The organism is Streptomyces sp. OR43, from assembly GCF_008042275.1.
Classification (GTDB): Bacteria; Actinomycetota; Actinomycetes; order Streptomycetales; family Streptomycetaceae; genus Streptomyces.
Map to the genome: position 1 here is coordinate 443977 of NZ_RDBK01000001.1, position 15659 is coordinate 459635.

Annotated in this window: 18 protein-coding genes; 8 read left to right on the top strand and 10 right to left on the bottom strand. The window is 71.4% G+C overall.

Going from position 1 to position 15659, the window contains the following annotated elements; genetic code table 11:
- Positions 1–285: 285 nt before the first annotated feature.
- From EAO72_RS01980 to EAO72_RS01990, 3 genes are all read right to left on the bottom strand, one after another.
- Entirely contained in the window at positions 286–924 is a 639-nt protein-coding gene (locus EAO72_RS01980) for a PASTA domain-containing protein (protein WP_187284891.1), read from the bottom strand.
- Between the two features lie 273 nt (positions 925–1197).
- Positions 1198–1566, bottom strand: coding sequence for a VOC family protein (locus EAO72_RS01985; RefSeq protein ID WP_148015424.1), 369 nt, complete (start codon positions 1564–1566; stop codon positions 1198–1200).
- A gap of 31 nt (positions 1567–1597) precedes the next feature.
- Positions 1598–2371 (bottom strand): SDR family oxidoreductase, encoded by a 774-nt coding sequence (locus EAO72_RS01990; protein WP_148015425.1) that lies wholly within the window; start codon positions 2369–2371, stop codon positions 1598–1600.
- An 81-nt stretch (positions 2372–2452) separates the two neighbouring features.
- Between EAO72_RS01990 and EAO72_RS01995 the strand changes: the two genes are divergently transcribed.
- Positions 2453–3031, top strand: coding sequence for a TetR/AcrR family transcriptional regulator (locus tag EAO72_RS01995; protein ID WP_148015426.1), 579 nt, complete (start codon positions 2453–2455; stop codon positions 3029–3031).
- Positions 3032–3227: 196 nt separating this feature from the next.
- A complete protein-coding gene (locus tag EAO72_RS02000; RefSeq protein WP_261991272.1) occupies positions 3228–3509 on the top strand; it encodes a hypothetical protein in 282 nt (93 codons plus the stop codon).
- Positions 3510–3894: 385 nt separating this feature from the next.
- On the opposite strand, the gene EAO72_RS02005 is transcribed toward EAO72_RS02000, so the two are convergent.
- Positions 3895–4434, bottom strand: coding sequence for an excalibur calcium-binding domain-containing protein (locus EAO72_RS02005; protein ID WP_148015427.1), 540 nt, complete (start codon positions 4432–4434; stop codon positions 3895–3897).
- A 572-nt stretch (positions 4435–5006) separates the two neighbouring features.
- Positions 5007–5735, bottom strand: a complete 729-nt coding sequence (locus EAO72_RS02015) for a VOC family protein (RefSeq protein WP_148015429.1) — start codon at positions 5733–5735, stop codon at positions 5007–5009.
- Positions 5736–6117: 382 nt separating this feature from the next.
- On the opposite strand from EAO72_RS02015, the gene EAO72_RS02020 reads away from it, so the two are divergent.
- A complete protein-coding gene (locus EAO72_RS02020; RefSeq protein ID WP_148015430.1) occupies positions 6118–6384 on the top strand; it encodes a hypothetical protein in 267 nt (88 codons plus the stop codon).
- Positions 6385–6515: 131 nt separating this feature from the next.
- Here the strand turns inward: EAO72_RS02020 and EAO72_RS41755 are convergent, their stop codons facing one another.
- Positions 6516–6692: a hypothetical protein gene (locus EAO72_RS41755; RefSeq protein ID WP_187284892.1), complete on the bottom strand. Its 177-nt coding sequence runs from the start codon at positions 6690–6692 to the stop codon at positions 6516–6518.
- Between the two features lie 199 nt (positions 6693–6891).
- Here EAO72_RS41755 and EAO72_RS02025 point away from each other — a divergent pair, with 199 nt between their 5' ends.
- A complete protein-coding gene (locus EAO72_RS02025; RefSeq protein ID WP_148015431.1) occupies positions 6892–7929 on the top strand; it encodes an NUDIX hydrolase in 1038 nt (345 codons plus the stop codon).
- On the opposite strand, the gene EAO72_RS02030 is transcribed toward EAO72_RS02025, so the two are convergent.
- Both EAO72_RS02030 and EAO72_RS02035 read right to left on the bottom strand, forming a co-directional pair.
- Positions 7888–8598: an MBL fold metallo-hydrolase gene (locus tag EAO72_RS02030; RefSeq protein ID WP_148015432.1), complete on the bottom strand. Its 711-nt coding sequence runs from the start codon at positions 8596–8598 to the stop codon at positions 7888–7890. The two genes, EAO72_RS02025 and EAO72_RS02030, sit on opposite strands and share 42 nt — an antisense overlap.
- Before the next feature lie 155 nt (positions 8599–8753).
- On the bottom strand, positions 8754–10118 hold the full coding sequence (locus EAO72_RS02035; RefSeq protein ID WP_148015433.1) for a dipeptidase: 1365 nt from the start codon (positions 10116–10118) through the stop codon (positions 8754–8756).
- Between the two features lie 183 nt (positions 10119–10301).
- On the opposite strand from EAO72_RS02035, the gene EAO72_RS02040 reads away from it, so the two are divergent.
- Positions 10302–11516 carry a geranylgeranyl reductase family protein gene (locus EAO72_RS02040; protein ID WP_148015434.1) on the top strand — a complete coding sequence of 405 codons (1215 nt, stop codon included), beginning with the start codon at positions 10302–10304 and terminating at the stop codon, positions 11514–11516.
- 293 nt (positions 11517–11809) lie between these two features.
- Here EAO72_RS02040 and EAO72_RS02045 read toward each other — a convergent pair whose 3' ends face one another.
- Positions 11810–12262: a nitroreductase family deazaflavin-dependent oxidoreductase gene (locus EAO72_RS02045; protein WP_148015435.1), complete on the bottom strand. Its 453-nt coding sequence runs from the start codon at positions 12260–12262 to the stop codon at positions 11810–11812.
- A 126-nt stretch (positions 12263–12388) separates the two neighbouring features.
- Here EAO72_RS02045 and EAO72_RS02050 point away from each other — a divergent pair, with 126 nt between their 5' ends.
- The 3 genes from EAO72_RS02050 to EAO72_RS02060 all read left to right on the top strand — a co-directional run bounded on the left by EAO72_RS02050 (position 12389) and on the right by EAO72_RS02060 (position 15305).
- On the top strand, positions 12389–13144 hold the full coding sequence (locus EAO72_RS02050; RefSeq protein ID WP_148015436.1) for a TetR/AcrR family transcriptional regulator: 756 nt from the start codon (positions 12389–12391) through the stop codon (positions 13142–13144).
- A 110-nt stretch (positions 13145–13254) separates the two neighbouring features.
- Positions 13255–14643 carry a sensor histidine kinase gene (locus EAO72_RS02055; RefSeq protein WP_410089944.1) on the top strand — a complete coding sequence of 463 codons (1389 nt, stop codon included), beginning with the start codon at positions 13255–13257 and terminating at the stop codon, positions 14641–14643.
- On the top strand, positions 14640–15305 hold the full coding sequence (locus EAO72_RS02060) for a response regulator transcription factor (protein WP_148015437.1): 666 nt from the start codon (positions 14640–14642) through the stop codon (positions 15303–15305). The genes EAO72_RS02055 and EAO72_RS02060 overlap by 4 nt, the downstream gene beginning before the upstream one ends.
- Here EAO72_RS02060 and EAO72_RS02065 read toward each other — a convergent pair.
- Positions 15266–15580: a DUF6332 family protein gene (locus EAO72_RS02065; RefSeq protein ID WP_148015438.1), complete on the bottom strand. Its 315-nt coding sequence runs from the start codon at positions 15578–15580 to the stop codon at positions 15266–15268. The two genes, EAO72_RS02060 and EAO72_RS02065, sit on opposite strands and share 40 nt — an antisense overlap.
- Positions 15581–15659: the final 79 nt, after the last annotated feature.

The following is a 15659-nucleotide window of genomic DNA, read 5'->3' on the forward strand; positions in this document are numbered from 1 at the left end:
GGTGACCTGGTGAAACCGCTTCGTCAGCCGACTCCGGCGGGCGCCGGCTGACCGGTCGGAGATTCGTCGGGGGAGCTGAGGCAGCGAGTAAGCGCTGCCTCAGCGCCCCCGGTGCCGACGGACCAGTCCCGCGACCTGCTGCGGTTCGGTGACCTGGCTGCGCCCTCGGCCGGATCGAGGGGCCGCTATCCTGCGGCACCAAGGCTGTCCGTCGAACCGCCGCCCCGGCCCGAGGAAGTTGATGACGGCGCCCTCCTGCCCCCGGCCGGGAGAGGCGTTGGACGTCTACGGGCAGGACTCGTCGAACTTCACAGCTGTCAGCTCAACCGGCTGACCGTTGAGAACGGCTCCGGGGCTCGGCGACTGGGTGCACACCTGCCAGTTGCTTTCCATCAGCACCATGCGGCCTTCGCCGGCGTCGGTCACGGTGACCGATGTGCCTGGATCGAGGGCGCCCCGGGCGGCCTTCACCGACTTCCCGGCCAGACTCGGCATCTTGCCGCCCTTCACCTCCGGTTCCTGCTGGTCCTGCGCCGGGCACGTCTCCTCCAGCTTCACGGCCCCGAAGTCCAGCTCGGTGTTTGTGGGGATCGTCTTGCCTGCGGCGTAGTTCTGCGAACACACCTTCCAGTTTCGGTCGAGCGCCTGCATCCGGTCCCGGCCGGCGCTGTCATGCGACTTGAGGAGGTAGAACCCGTCGGCCTGAGCCCTGTCCTGTGCGGACTGGAGCCCCATGCCGACGAAGTTGGCGACGGTCCCCGTCTCGCCGGGCTCATCAGCCTTTGGTGACGGTGTCGAGTCCACCGTGGTCGCGGCCGGCGTCGGAGTGGCGGGCGCCTCGGCTGCCGGAGTGGCGGGGTCGCAGCCGACGAGCGTGACGGTGATCAGGCAGCCGAGAACGGCAGTGAGCGTGCGGGTGCGCATGGTGTCCCCCAAGGGTGGTTCGTGAGGGCCTGACCGTAGCGTCGCGCATGGGGGGTGGGGAGGAGAATGTTCCGGTGGTGTCGGAGTTGTGACCAAGGCGTGGAGAACCTGTGGCTATTACCCTTGTGGTGCGGGTGGGGGAACCTCGCCAGTGAGGCGCACGACCCGCGGTGCCACCCCCTTCTTCCGGCGTCGCGAGCTCGACCGGCGCTCGAGGGCGAATGAGTCAAATGCCGCCCGTTCAAGCCTGTGGCTGTGCGCACGTCCACCGGCTCAGGTCGAGCGCAGACAGAAGGGATGCCCGGCCGGGCTGGCGTAGACGCGGCTTCCGGTGCGGGTTTCGGGAAGGACCTCGGCGGTGGGCCGCAGTCGGGTGGCGCCGGCGTCGGTGGCCGTGCGGTCGGCGGTCGCGAGGTCCTCGACGCCGAAGTCGAGGTGCATCTGCTGGGAGGTGCCGTCCGGCCAGTTCGGGGCGGTGTGTCCGGGGGCGGACTGGACGACGATCACCGGGAGGCCGGGGGCCTGAACGAAGTGGTGGGTCGGCGTGGGGGTGAGCGAGCCGCCGAGCAGCCGGTGCCAGAAGAAGCTCTCCTTCTCGATGTCGGCGGCGTCGATGATCACGGAGGTCAGGGTGATGGGCATGGTGTGTCCTGTTCGTGCTGTCGGTGGTTGCTCACACGGTCGGGATGATGCCGCCGTCGACGCGGAACTGCGCTCCGGTGAGCCACTTCGCGCGGCCGGAAGCGAGGAAGGCGATCAACTCGGCGACGTCCTCCGGATCTCCGGGGCGGCCCAGGGGGACCTTCAGGTGGTCCACGATCTGCTGCGTGACCTCTTCTGTGGTGATGCCCTGCTTCTCGGCCATGTGCTTCAGGTGGGCGGTGGCGCCGTCGGTGACGACGAAGCCGGGCAGGACGCAGACCACACGCACTCCGTGCTCGCCGACCTCGGTGGCCAGTTCGCGGCTGTAGGTGTTGAGCGCGGCCTTGGCGGCGGCGTAGGACGCCTCGGACCGCTGAGGCAGTTGGCTGGCTATTGACGAGACGTGCACGACGACACCGGAGCCCCGTTCGACCATTCCCGGTACCAGGGCCCGGTCCAGGCGTACGGCGCTGAGGAGGTTCATCTCCAGGTCCGCCAGCCAGGATTCGTCCGACCGGCTCAGGGTCGGTGCAGGGGCGCTCGCCGCGCCCGCGTTGTTCACGAGCACGTCCACGCCGCCTGCCAGCTCGACGACGCGGCGGCCGAGTTCGGCCGCCCCCTTCTGCGTGGAGAGGTCCGCCGCGAGGAATGTGGCACCGCTGTCTTCCGCGGGCCGGCTGCGGGAGGCCGTCAGCACGGTCGCGCCTGCGGCGACGAAGCGGCGCACGGTTGCCGCGCCCAGGCCCCGGCTGCCGCCGGTGACCAGTACCCGAAGGCCGTCGAGGCTGTTGTCCGTGGTGGGCATAAGGTCTCTCCTCCGTAATATGAACCAGACTCCGGAAACGGTACACGTAAACGGAACCGGACTCACCTTAGGGAGACTCTCTTGCCGGCATCACGCCCGCTGCGCGCCGACGCGCGGCGCAACCGCGAGGCCCTGCTGTCCGCGGCCCGCCATGCGTTTCTCGGCGACGACACCGACGCGCACGTGGAGGACATCGCCCGTAGTGCCGGAGTCGCCGTCGGAACGCTCTACCGCCACTTCGAAACCCGCGAAGCGCTGATCGAGGAGGTCTACCGCAAGGAGGTCGACGACCTGTGCGCCGCGCCCGGCAACCTGCTTGACCAACACGCCCCGGAGGAGGCGCTGCGACGCTTCCTGCTGCTGCTCGTGGACCACGCCGCGGTGGGCAAGGGCATGTCCAGTGTTCTGGAAAGCATCATGGCGACGGACTCACCGGTCTTCGACGACGCACGCATCCGTATGGCCAACGCCCTCTCCCTGCTGCTCGAAGCCGGCAAAGCGGCCGGCACCGTCCGCGACGACATCACCGGCTCCACCCTGTTGCGCGCCCTGGGCGGCATCTGCGGAATGCGCGCCACGGAGGGCTGGCTGGTCGAGGCCCGGCAGATCACCGACCTCCTCTTCGACGGTCTGCGATACGGCGCCCCGCGGTCGTCCTGAGACGGGGGGTGCGCACCTTGCGCCGTCGGCCAGCTCCTGCCCGCCACTCCTGCCCCCTTCCGCCGTCAGCTCGCCCCCCGCCTCGGTGGTGGGCCCGGAGCAACTGACCTGGGCTGTCGGGGTGTCCCTGGAGGTGGCGGGGCCGGCACCGCTGAGGCCGTGCGAGGAGCGCCGGACGGCGTGGAGGGAAGGAGGCGTGCCTGACGTGTCGTGGCGATGGGTGATCACGGATGCGGTCGGGGCGGCGGGGGCCGCGCTTGTCGCGGAGGACCGCCCCCAGGTCCTCACCACACGGCACAACCTGGCCAATCTGCGCGGCAGGGCGGGGGACGCGGCCGGTGCCGCCGAGGAGCTGGGACGGCTGGCGTGTGACATGGAGCGGGTGCACGGAGCCGACCACATCTACACCGTCGTGTCCCGGCGCGCCGCCGTCCGCCGGCGGGAGGGAGCCGACGGGGGCAGCCGGGGCGCCGGGTGACGACAGCGGTGTCCCAGGTGGCGGACCTCGCCGACCGCCTGTCTGCCCGCCACGCGCGTGGACGGCAACGTCCGTGAATACCGGCCGTTCGGAGGGGCCGCACACGCCCACCACCGACCTCGACCCTCCTGTCCTGCCGCCATCCCCCCGTGCGCGGTGTTTCCCTCGGTTCAAGCCGGCCCGAAGCCCTCGGACACGTCGGCGCCGCCATGGTCGAAGAGGGGGTGCCCGCCGTCGCGGACCACCCCATCCGACCGGTCGTCGACAGCGTCCGCGCCTTCGACCGGGCCCACGAGGCCGCGATCAGGGTGGGCACTGACCAGGCCCACGGGGAGATCGTCGGATCGTGCCGTGAGCCTCGACGGCACCCGGCCGGCCGGTCGTCCTATTCGCAGGCGACGCCGTCACCGTCGCGGTCGAGATGCGAGCCGTAGCCCGGGTCCCCCGCGCGAATGGGCGCGGCACCGGCGGCCCGGACGGCCGAACAGTTGGCGTAGTACGTGGCTCCGCCGCTGTCGTCGTCCGACCCGGAGCCGCCGGAACCGCCGGAGGTGCCGGAACCGGCTGCGGCGGTCACCTTGACCGTCACCGTCTTCGTGACGGTGGGGACCGGCTTGGGCTTGGCCGTGACGGTCTCCGTGACTGCGGGCCCGGGTTCGGACGGGGCGGTCGCGGTCGCTGTGACGGTCACCGTGGGGGCCGCTGAGGCCGTGGCCGTGACGGTCTTCTCGGTCTTGGCGCCGTCGTCCGCCGCGCCGATCCCGACGCCTATGAAGAGCAGGACGATCGCCGCGGGGATGATGATCCGCTTCCGGGCCCAGCCCGGTCGGCGCGTGGGCGGCGTCGGACCCGTGAAGGGGTCGGGGCCGACGGGCCGCGGCGGCTGCCCCCATGGCGGCTGACTGGGCGGCGGGTTGTACGACATACGTCCCCCTGGAAGTGCGTGGAGAGGTGACGCTAGCCGGGCCGTGTGCGGTGGGGGAGCGTGATGTTCCGGTGGTGATGAAGTTGTGACCAAGATGTGGGTGACAGGTGGAGGTCCCTTCCTGTGTGTCGTTCCCTCGGGGCGCTACCTCGCGCGGACGTGTGCTCGTTCTCGTTCCGGGTCTCTTGCTGCCGCCGGCACCGGCCTGCGACGCTGTACCGGTGCCAGGACAGGGAAAGCGGAGGCGGCGGCAGGCGGCCGAAAGGCAGCGGAACGCCACTCGCACGGCGCCGGACCTGGGGCGGTGGGAAGTGGTCTTCGAGACCCGGGACCAGGCGGAACTTCGCGCTCGGTTGCACAGCCTGCGGCAGGCTCGGATCGACGAGGCGACGGTCCGGATCGACACGCTGTGCGGGCGCCTGACGCAGTCGACCACGTACCGGTTGAGCCGGTACGTGGCGGACGACTGAGCCGGACCGTGTGAGCCGGACCGTGCGATTCGCGGCGAACGCCCCTGCGGCACCGCCCCTGCGGCACCGCGTGCGGCACCGACCGTGCGGCAACAACTTCCGCTAACAAGGCCTTCGTACGGCGAACTCGTTGCCGTCGGGGTCGAGCATCAGCACCCTGCCGCCGTCGTCCGCGCCGTCGCCGACAGCGGCGCGCGTCGCTCCGAGCGAGATCAGACGGTCGGTCTCCGCATCCCCGTCGGCGTCCGCGGGAAGCGCCAGTTCGAAGTACAGCCTGTTCGTGCCCGCCTTCGGCGCCACCGGCGGCCCACCCCAGGTGAGCTTCGTGCCGCCGTGCGGTGACTGGATCGCGGTCTCCTGGTCCTGGTCCCAGACCAGCGGCCACCGCAGGGCCTTGCTCCAGAAGTAGCCGACCTCCTGGGTGCCGTCGCAGGCCAGCGCTCCGATGACGCCGGTGCCGGCGAGGAAATTGTTACCGGGCTCGATCACGCAGAACTCGTTGCCGTCCGGATCGGCGAGCACCACATGCCCGTCCTCCGGGGTCTGACCCACATCGATGTGCTTCCCGCCGAGTTCCAGCGCCCGGTCCACCGTCTGCTGCTGATCCTCCGCGGAGGCACTCGTCAGGTCGAAGTGCGCACGGTTCTGGCCGGTCTTCGGCTCCTGCCCCGCCAGGAACCGGATGCGGAACCCGGCGGGATCAGGGGACAGGATCGCGACCCCGTCATCGGGCTCGGTGGCCAACTCCCAGCCCAGGACTCCGGACCAGAACCGTGCCAGGTCCGGCGGCCGGGTTGCGTTGAAGCAGATCGCGAACAGTTGGCTGGTCATATCCCGGACATCTCCGCTTCGCTGATGGACGCCACGGCGCCTCGACGTTCCCGCCGGCGCATCCTAGGAGTGACCGCGCGGCGCCCGCATCCGGGTTTCCGGCGCCGCGAGCCCGGCCCCCCGCCCCCTGCGACGAAGGTCTTCGGCGCGTAGGGCCGCGATCGCTCCTCTCCGCGCAATCGGCCCACGGCCGTAGTCCCGCACGGCCGGAGTCTGCGAAAAGCGCCGCCCACCGATCCGATCGTCATCGGTTTCGGAGCTCCGCAGGCGGAAGCGGTACGGCGTCGAAGGATCAAGGTCGGACGGGCGCGCGTGCCTCCGATCGAGTCACACGGGCCCACAGGCCGAGCACGTTGTCAGTGGTCGATGCGATCCTGCGGGTATGGACGAGATCATGCGGCGACGGGTGTACGGCGCCGATCACGACGACCCGGATCCGGGCCCCCGGCCGGGGCGGGTCTACCGGGAGCTGGTGGGCGGCCCGCTCGACGGCCTGCTGCTGGACGTGACCGGCTGGACGAAGGTGGCGCTGGCGGACGGCTCCGCCCTGATCACCGAGATCGGTGCCTACGGAGCCGGAGGCCGGGCCGAGTACGGGCCGCGGGCGGAGGATCCGAGCAAGTGGGACTGGCGGGGTGACACGCCTTAGCGTCCCGCGATGTGCCCGCGGAGAGAAGGAGCCCGCCGGGCCGGGATTGGCGGGGAACAGGCGCGGAGTGCCACCCGTCGGCGGGTCGGACCGGCCTGGGCCGGGCCGGTTCCTCCTGGGGCGTGCGGAGGTCAGCGGCCCCGGTCCGAGGACTGCTGCGGCACCACCACCAGGAACGCGTCCTGTTCCAGGTCCATGACGACCTCCGCAGCCACGCCCTCGCCGCGACGGGCCGCGGCGAACTCCTCCGCGGGCCAGCTGCCCCGCGGGCCCCCGGCGGGAAACTGCTCAAGTACGGTGCGACGCACGGTCCGCCCCCTGTCGTTCGTTCTGCTGACCGCTCCAACGACGGTCCCGTCGTCGCCGTTACGGCCGGACGGCGCCCGGCCGTAACGTCGACGACGGCCGGCCCGCACTGTTGCGTTCGCGCAGCGCCATCGCCACAGTCGTGTTTTCACGGCAGGGTGTTGCGGGCAAGCCACTGGGGGCTACGGAAGAGGGGGAACCGTGATCGTTTGGATCAACGGTGCGTTCGGCGCGGGCAAGACCAGCGCCGCGCGTGAACTGATCGATCTGATCCCGAACAGCACCTTCTACGATCCGGAACTGACCGGCACGGGGCTGGGTTCCCTGCTGCCGCAGAAGAAGTTCGCCGAAGTGGACGACTTCCAGGACCTGTCGATCTGGCGGCGCCTGGTGGTGGACACGGCAGCAGCGCTGCTCGCGGAAGTCGGTGGGGTGCTGGTGGTGCCGATGACGCTGCTGCGACAGGACTATCGTGACGAGATATTCGGAGGACTGGCCTCCAGACGCATCGCCGTGCGGCATGTACTGCTCTCACCTGAGGAAACGATCCTGCGTCAACGGATCGCCCATCGGGCGGAGTTCCCCGACGATCCGGTGAGGACCGACGGGTCCGGGCGATGGGCGTACGACCGCATCGAGACCTACCGTTCGGCGCTCGACTGGATCACGCGGGACGCCCACACCATCGACAACAGCGCACTCACACCTCGTGAGACGGCCGAGCACATCGCCGAGGCGGTGCGCACCGGAGCGGCCCCGGCCTGCGAGATCGTCCAGACACCCGACCCCACGGCGGAGACCGTCGCGGCCGGTGTACTGCTCTTCGACGAACACGACCGGGTGCTGCTCGTCGACCCCACGTACAAGCCCGGCTGGGAGTTCCCCGGGGGCGTGGTGGAGGCGGGCGAGGCACCGGCGCAGGCCGGCATCAGAGAGGTGGCCGAGGAGATAGGGATTCACCTCGCGCAGACGCCCAAGCTTCTCGTCGTCGACTGGGAGGCGCCCCAGCCGCCCGGCTACGGAGGACTGCGGCTGCTCTTCGACGGCGGCACGTTGCTGGGCGCGGACGCCCAGCGGCTGCTGCTTCCCGGATCCGAACTGCGTGGCTGGCGGTTCGTCACCGAGGAGGAGGCGGCCAGCTTGCTGCCCCCCACCCGGTACGAACGGCTGCGCTGGGCCCTGCGTGCCCGCGAGCGCTCAGCCGTGCTCAACCTGGAGGCCGGAGTCCCGGTCGGCTGAGGCGCGCATGACCGCGACGGCGTCCTTGACGAGGGGCTCGCCGTGACCGAAGCAGACCGTGGTCGCCTCCAGCGCGGCCAGTCGCCGGAACGAGGCCACGGCCTGCTCGCGGTCGATGTTGAAAACACCCAGCATCACGCGCCCCGCCTCGGCGACGCAGTCACCGGTGAACAGCACCCCGTGACGCGGCAGATGGACGCCGATGGCGCCAGGGGTGTGGCCGGGGGAGTGGACCACCCGCGCTCCGCCGCCGAACGGCAGTACCGTGCCGTCGGACACCTCGGTGTCCACCCGGGTCGGCGGAGCCACGGGCACGGTCAGCCCGTGCTCGTACAGCGGGCGCTCCCAGTCGAGCAGCACAGGATCGCCGATCTCCTCGTCGCCCCGGATCACCGGCGCGTCGAGCCGGTGCGCCAGGATCTCGGCGCCGTAGCGGTCGGCGAGCTCCTGGGCCGCGCCGAAGTGGTCGCGATGGCCGTGGGTGATCACGATCCGGGCGATGCGGGCGGGGTCGTGACCGAGCCCGCGCACCCCGTCCTCGATGGCGGATGCCGCGTTCACGTCACCCGCGTCGATCAGGCTCAGTTCCGTCCCGTCGCGCCAGAGGTAGGCCTGGCCGATCCGGAACCGGAACATGTGCAACTGGGGCAGCACCTCGACGATGTCCATGCCCACGAACGTACGCAGGAACGGGCGCCTGCCGTGCGGATCTACGCTCTGGGCGAGCTTCGCTCAGCGCGTAGCGGCCGAGCGAAGCTCCGTTCTGCGCGCAGCGGCCGACTGGAACAAGTCCTGCCCGCTCCAGTCGGCCGCCACCGGGCGGTTCAGGCCTTCTTGGAGGCGGCGTAGTTCCGCAGGAACAGCGCCTCGGCGACCGAGAGCCGTTCCAGCTCCTCGGGAGACACGCTCTCGTTGACCGCGTGGATCTGCGCCTCGGGCTCGCTCAGCCCGATCAGCAGGATCTCCGCCTCCGGATACAGCTCCGACAGCGCGTTGCAGAGCGGGATCGAGCCGCCCATGCCCGAGGACTGCATCTCCTGGCCGGGGTAGGCGATCCGCATGGCGTCGGCCATCGCGGTGTACGCGGGGCTCGTGATGTCCGCGCGGAACGGCTGTCCCTGGCCGACCTGCTCGACCGACACCCGCGCTCCCCACGGGGCGTGTGCCCGCAGATGTGCGGTCAGCAGCTTGGTCGCGTCACCGGCATCCATGCCAGGCGGAACCCGCAGACTGATCTGCGCCCGGGCGCTCGCCTGGACCGAGGGCGTCGCGCCGACCACCGCGGGGCAGTCGATCCCGATGACCGTGACCGCGGGCCGCGCCCAGATCCGGTCGGCGACCGTACCCGTGCTGATCAGTTCGACCCCGTCGAGGACCTTGGCGTCCTTGCGGAACTCGTCCTCCGGGTACTGGAGACCGTCCCACTTGGCGTCCGTCGTGAGGCCGTCGACGGTCGTCGTGCCGTCCTCGGCGCGCAGCGAGGCGAGCAGCTGGATCATGGCGGCCAGGGCGTCGGGTGCGGCGCCGCCGAACTGGCCGGAGTGCAGGTTTCCCTCAAGCGTGTCGAGCTGTACCCGCAGCATCGTCATCCCGCGCAGCGTCGAGGTGACGGTCGGCAGCCCGACGCGGAAGTTCCCGGTGTCGCCGATGACCACGGTGTCCGCGGCCAGCAACTCCGGGTGCGCCTGCGCGTACTGCTCCAGGCCCCCGGTGCCCTGCTCCTCCGAGCCCTCCGCGATCACCTTGACCGAGACCGGGACTCCGCCGTTCGCCTTCAGGGCGCGCAACGCGAGGAGGTGCATGACGAAGCCGCCCTTGCAGTCGGCCGCTCCCCGGCCGAACCAGCGCCCGTCACGTTCCGTCAGTTCGAAGGGCGGGGAGATCCAGGCGGACTCGTCGAGCGGCGGCTGCACGTCGTAGTGCGCGTAGAGCAGCACGGTGGGCGCTCCGGCCGGACCGGGCAGGAAGCCGTAGACGGACTGGGTGCCGTCCGGGGTGTCGAGCAGGGCGACGTCCTGGAATCCCTCGGCACGCAGGGCGTCGGCGACCCAGGCGGCGGCCGCCTCGCACTCGCTCTTCGGGAACACCGCGGGATCCGCCACCGACTGGAAGGCCACCAGCTCGGTCAGCTCCGCCTTGGCGCGGGGCATCAGTGAGGCGACGGTCTCGGAAATCGGATGGGCGGTCATGGGCACGCTCCTCGTAGGTGCGACGTTATGTGTACGTATCCGGGTAGCGGCAAGGCCAGGAGTGCGGCATTGCAGCTACGACGGAGCTCGGCAGATCCTCCCACAGCAGGGTCCGGCCGCAGCGCGCCGTAGGATGCCGGAAGCAGTTGGGGCCACTGGTCGGATCGGGAGCAGAAGCACATCGTGAGCAGCGAGAACGCAGACGCCGGACATGAGCACGAAGAGTCGTCCGTGTGGGACGTCGTCGTAGTCGGCGCCGGACCGGCGGGAGCCTCCGCGGCATACGCGGCGGCGGTCGCCGGCCGTCGGGTACTGCTCCTGGAGAAGGCGGAACTGCCCCGCTACAAGACGTGCGGCGGCGGAATCATCGGGTATTCACGCGATTCGCTGCCGCCCGGTTTCGAACTGCCGCTGCGGGACCGGATCCATGCGGTCACGTTCTCGCTGAACGGCAGGCTGGCACGCACCCGCCGCTCCAGGCGCATGCTCTTCGGCCTCATCAACCGCCCCGAGTTCGACGCGGGACTGGTCGAGGAGGCGCAGAAGGCCGGTGCCGAACTCCGCACCGGGGCGACGGTGTCCCGGGTCGAGCAGCACGGTGCCGCGGTGCCCGACCGGCGTACGGTCGCGGTCGTACTGTCCGGCGGCGAGACCGTCCTGGCCCGTGCGGTCGTGGGCGCGGACGGCAGCGCCGGGCGGATAGGAGCACATGTCGGGGTGAAGCTCGACCAGGTGGATCTCGGTCTGGAGGCCGAGATCCCCGTGCCGGAGACGGTCGCGGAGGACTGGGCGGGCCGGGTCCTCATCGACTGGGGCCCCATGCCGGGGAGTTACGGCTGGGTCTTCCCCAAGGGGGACACCCTGACGGTCGGTGTGATCTCGGCGCGCGGTGACGGCGGCGGCACCAAGCGGTATCTGGAGGACTTCATCGCGCGGCTCGGCCTGGCCGGGTTCGAGCCGAAGATCTCCTCCGGCCATCTGACGCGCTGCCGCAGCGACGACTCGCCGCTCTCGCGTGGCCGGGTGCTCGTGTGCGGGGATGCCGCGGGCCTGCTGGAACCGTGGACCCGTGAGGGCATCTCGTTCGCGCTGCGTTCGGGACGCCTGGCCGGCGAATGGGCGGTGCGGGTGGCGGAATCGCACGACGCGGTGGACGCGCGCCGGCAGGCGCTCAACTACGCGTTCGCCATCAAGGCCGGGCTCGGCGTCGAGATGAGCGTGGGACGGCGCATGCTGAAGCTCTTCGAGCGCCGCCCGGGCCTGCTGCACGCGGTGCTGACGGGCTTCCGTCCGGCGTGGAACGCGTTCGCGGGCATCACCCGCGGCACGACCTCGCTGGCCGAACTGGTCCGTTCGCATCCGCTGGCGCAGCGGGCGCTGTCGGCGATGGATCGTTAGGGTCCTTCGTTTGGGGCAGGCCGGATCAGAAAGTGCGCTCCGGGGCGTGCAGCCGCAAGGCGGAGGAGGAAGTCCCCTGCGGAGCAGGGGCGACCGGCGACAACGGCGCAGATGAGCGTGCTGGAGCCCGCGCGCCCGGCCTGATCCGAACGGCAGTCCCCAGGGACCGCTGCCGCACCGGGGCCCGGCCGGAGCGGGCGGGCGGATACGGCGATCCGGCCGTGGCATGTGCGCGCCGGTGAGCCCGCCGAGCCGCCACGGCCTGGCGCTCGTCGCCGCTCGGCGGCCCCGGGTCAGCTCCCGACGGTGATCCGGAAGACGGGGTGATCGGGGCACGCCGCCAGCAGTTCGCTGTCCGTCGACTTGGCCGTGATGCCCTTGAAGTACTGGTTGACCTCCCAGCCCCAGCGCTCCAGGTAGGCGCGGACGACGATCATCTTCTGCTCGTCGTCCGCGATCTCCACCGCTGTGAAGGTACGGGTCCTGCGGCCCACCCGCAGTTCGCCGCCACCCGCGGCCCGCATATTGCGCACCCACTGCGAATGTCCCCGTGCGGAGACGAGGTACTGCACGCCCTCGTGGGTGTGCAGGTTCACGGGGATGCGCTGCAACTGCCCGCTCTTGCGGCCCCGCACCGACAGTTCCTGCGAGCCGAGCAGGCTCACCCCGTGCCGCGCCAGCCAGCCGATGAGGCCGTTCATCCGGACGGTGAACGGGCTGCCCTGAAGGTAGTACGGCTGCGACATGAGGACCCCCACAGTTTGAGAGAGCGGTGCTCTCGCTTGAGATCAGTGTGCACGCGACTTGTGCTCAAAAGCAAGAGCACTGCTCTCGTTATTGGTCGGTGATCCGTTTCGTGGCAGACTGGTCGCATGAGCGCCATTCGGGGAGCCAGGGAACGGGCCCGCATCGAGGTCACCGCCGCCATCAAGGACGAGGCGAGAGAGCAGCTCGCGGCCGAGGGAGCGGCGAAGCTCTCCCTGCGCGCCGTGGCACGCGAACTCGGCATGGTGTCCTCGGCGCTCTACCGCTACTTCCCCAGCCGTGACGAACTGCTCACCGCCTTGATCGTCGATGCGTACGACTCCGTGGGCGAGGCCGCCGAGCGCGCCCACCGGGCCGCCGCGGCGGAGAGCCCGGCGCCGGTCCGGCCCGCCGCGGCGGAGAGCCCGGCGCCCGTCCGGCCCGGCGCTCACCTCGCCCGCTGGGTCGCCGTCGCGTGCGCCGTACGGGACTGGGCTCTCGCCCACCCTCACGAGTACGCGCTGATCTACGGCTCGCCCGTGCCCGGCTACACCGCGCCGCAGGCCACCATCGGCCCCGCGTCCAGGGTCGGCCTCGTCCTCATCGCCATCGTCGAGGACGCGCACCGCGAGGAGGGAGTCGCGCTCCCGCCGCTTGCCGAGGAGCTGCGTCCCGAGGCCGAGCGGATCGCCGCCGACCTCGCCCCCGGACTTCCCCCGGCGGTCGCCGTGCCGCTCGTCGCCGCGTGGTCACAGCTCTTCGGGCTGCTGTCCTTCGAGCTCTTCGGCCAGTTCAACCGTGTGGTGGAGGCCCGCGAGGCCTTCTTCCGGCAGGCCGTGACGGAGCTGGCCCGCACCGTCGGGCTCCTCGACCGGCGCCGGTAGGCCGGACCATCCGGCCCGCGGGCTCCGTTCGTCGTACTCCCGGGGGAGTACGGGTGATCACCACGCCCGGCGGACGCCGGGGCGCAGGCGCGCGGTCTAGCGTGGCCGGCATGGAAGAGCAGCGCGCACACACAGGCGGCGAGCCCCCCGGGAAGCGAGACGGGCCGCCGCGTCGACCGCCCTGGGCGCGCGGCGGGCCGGGCGAACGGACGACCGGCTCCCCGGGCGAACGGACGACCGGCTCCCCGGGCGAACGGACGACCGGCTCCCCGGGCCCGTGGAACTTCTGGAACAACGGAGAGCCGCCGCGCTGGCTGACCGGCCCCCAGGGGCGGTCCACCGGCCGGCTGCCCTGGGCGTCCACGATCCTGCTCGGTGTCTTCGTCATGGCCGGCTCGGGGTTCGCGGCCCGCGGCCAGCTGGACGACAAGGCCCCGCTCGACCTCTTCGCCCGGCTGCTCCTCCTCGCCGCGGTGGCGGTCCTGCTGCTGCGCCACCGCCACCCGGTCGTAGCCGTCTTCGGGGCGTCGGCCGCGGCGACGGTCTATCTCGGCGCCGGCTATCCGTACGGCCCGGTCTTCCTCGCCGTCGCGGTGGGCTGCTTCAGCGCAGTCGTCGCCGGTCACCGGCGGGCCGCGTGGTCGGCGGTCGCCATGGTGTGGGTGGGGCACCTCGTCGTGGCGCACTGGCTCTACCGCCGGCTGCCTCCGGACGACGACTCCGCGGCGCCCTGGGGGCAGGAACTGGGCGTCGCCGCCTGGGTGGTGGCCATCATCGCTGCGGCCGAGTTCGTCCGCGTACGCCGTGAGCAGTGGGCGGCGCAGCGGGCCGAGCGGGAGCGCGCGGCGAAGCGGCGGGCCGACGAGGAGCGGCTGCGGATGGCCCGTGAGCTGCACGACGTCCTCGCGCACAGCATCTCCGTCATCAACGTCCAGGCAGGTGTCGGGCTCGCCCTGCTCGACAGCGACCCCGAGCAGGCCCGCACCGCGCTGACCACCATCAAGGACGCCAGCAAGGAGGCGCTCGGCGAGGTGCGCCAGGTCCTGGACACCCTCCGGACGCCCGGCGACGCGCCCAGGTCGCCTGCTCCCGGACTCGACCGCCTTCCCGAACTGGTGGAACAGGCCGCGAGCGCCGGGCTGACCGTGACCGTCAAGACGGACGGCGAGCGCGGGTCCGTACCGCCCGGCGCGGACCTCGCGGCGTTCCGGATCGTGCAGGAGGCACTGACCAACGTGGTGCGGCACTCCGGTTCGCGTACCGCGCGGGTCCGGGTCGGCTACGGACCGGGGCGTATCACGCTCCGTATCGACGACGAGGGCCCGGCCACCGGTGCGGACGCCGGTGGCAGCGGCAACGGGCTGGCCGGGATGCGGGAACGGGCGGCGGCCCTGGGTGGCACGATCGAGGCCGGAACCCGGCCCGACGGCGGCTTCCGGGTACGGGCCGAACTTCCGCTGCCGGCCGGCGGGCCGGCGCATCAGAAGGAGACACCGTGATTCGCGTACTGCTCGCCGATGACCAGTTGCTGGTCCGGGCGGGATTCCGGGCCCTGCTGGACGCCCAGCCGGACATCGAGGTGGCGGGCGAGGCGGCCGACGGCGAGGAGGCCGTCCGTCTGGTGCGTGAACTGCGGCCGGACGCCGTGCTGATGGACATCCGGATGCCGCGCCTCGACGGCCTCGCGGCGACCCGCGCCATCACCGGGGACCCTGAGTTCGACGCGGTGAAGGTGGTCATGCTCACCACCTTCGAACTCGACGAGTACGTCTTCGAGGCGATCCGCTCCGGAGCCTCGGGTTTCCTGGTCAAGGACACCGAACCGGAAGAACTGCTGCGAGCGGTCCGGGCGGTGGTCGGCGGGGACGCGTTGCTGTCGCCGGGTGTCACACGCCGCCTGATCGCCGAGTTCGCGGCCCGGTCCAAGGAGCCCGCCGCGGCGACCGCCCTCAACGAACTGACCGACCGGGAGCGGGAGGTGATGGCGTTGGTCGGTATCGGCCTGTCCAACGACGAGATCGCCCGCCGTCTCGTCGTCAGCCCGCTCACCGCCAAGACCCATGTGAGCCGGACCATGGTGAAACTCGGCGCCCGTGACCGGGCCCAACTCGTCGTACTCGCCTACGAGTCGGGGCTGGTGCGCCCGGGCTGGCTCGGCTGATCCGGCAGCACCGGGACGCGCCCGTCGACCTCGCGCTCGGTGGTGCGGCGGCCGAACCGCCACAGCACGTCGACGACGCGTCCGACGAAGACCAGCCCCGCCACGACGGCCGCGGCCACCAGCAGCCCGCGGCCCACGCCGCCGCCCGAGGCCATGAGCAAGGCGGGGGCGCAGACCACGACGAACGCGGCCCCCGCCAGCAGGGCCCCGGTCAGCACGGCGAAGCCGATCTCGACGGTCACGGCGTCGCGTTCCGCCTGGCTTCGGTGTTCCATGCCCGCAGTGTCACAGGTGCGGACGCGGGCGGACAACCACGCCACCCCGCGTCCGCACCTGTGACACTGCGGGCATGGA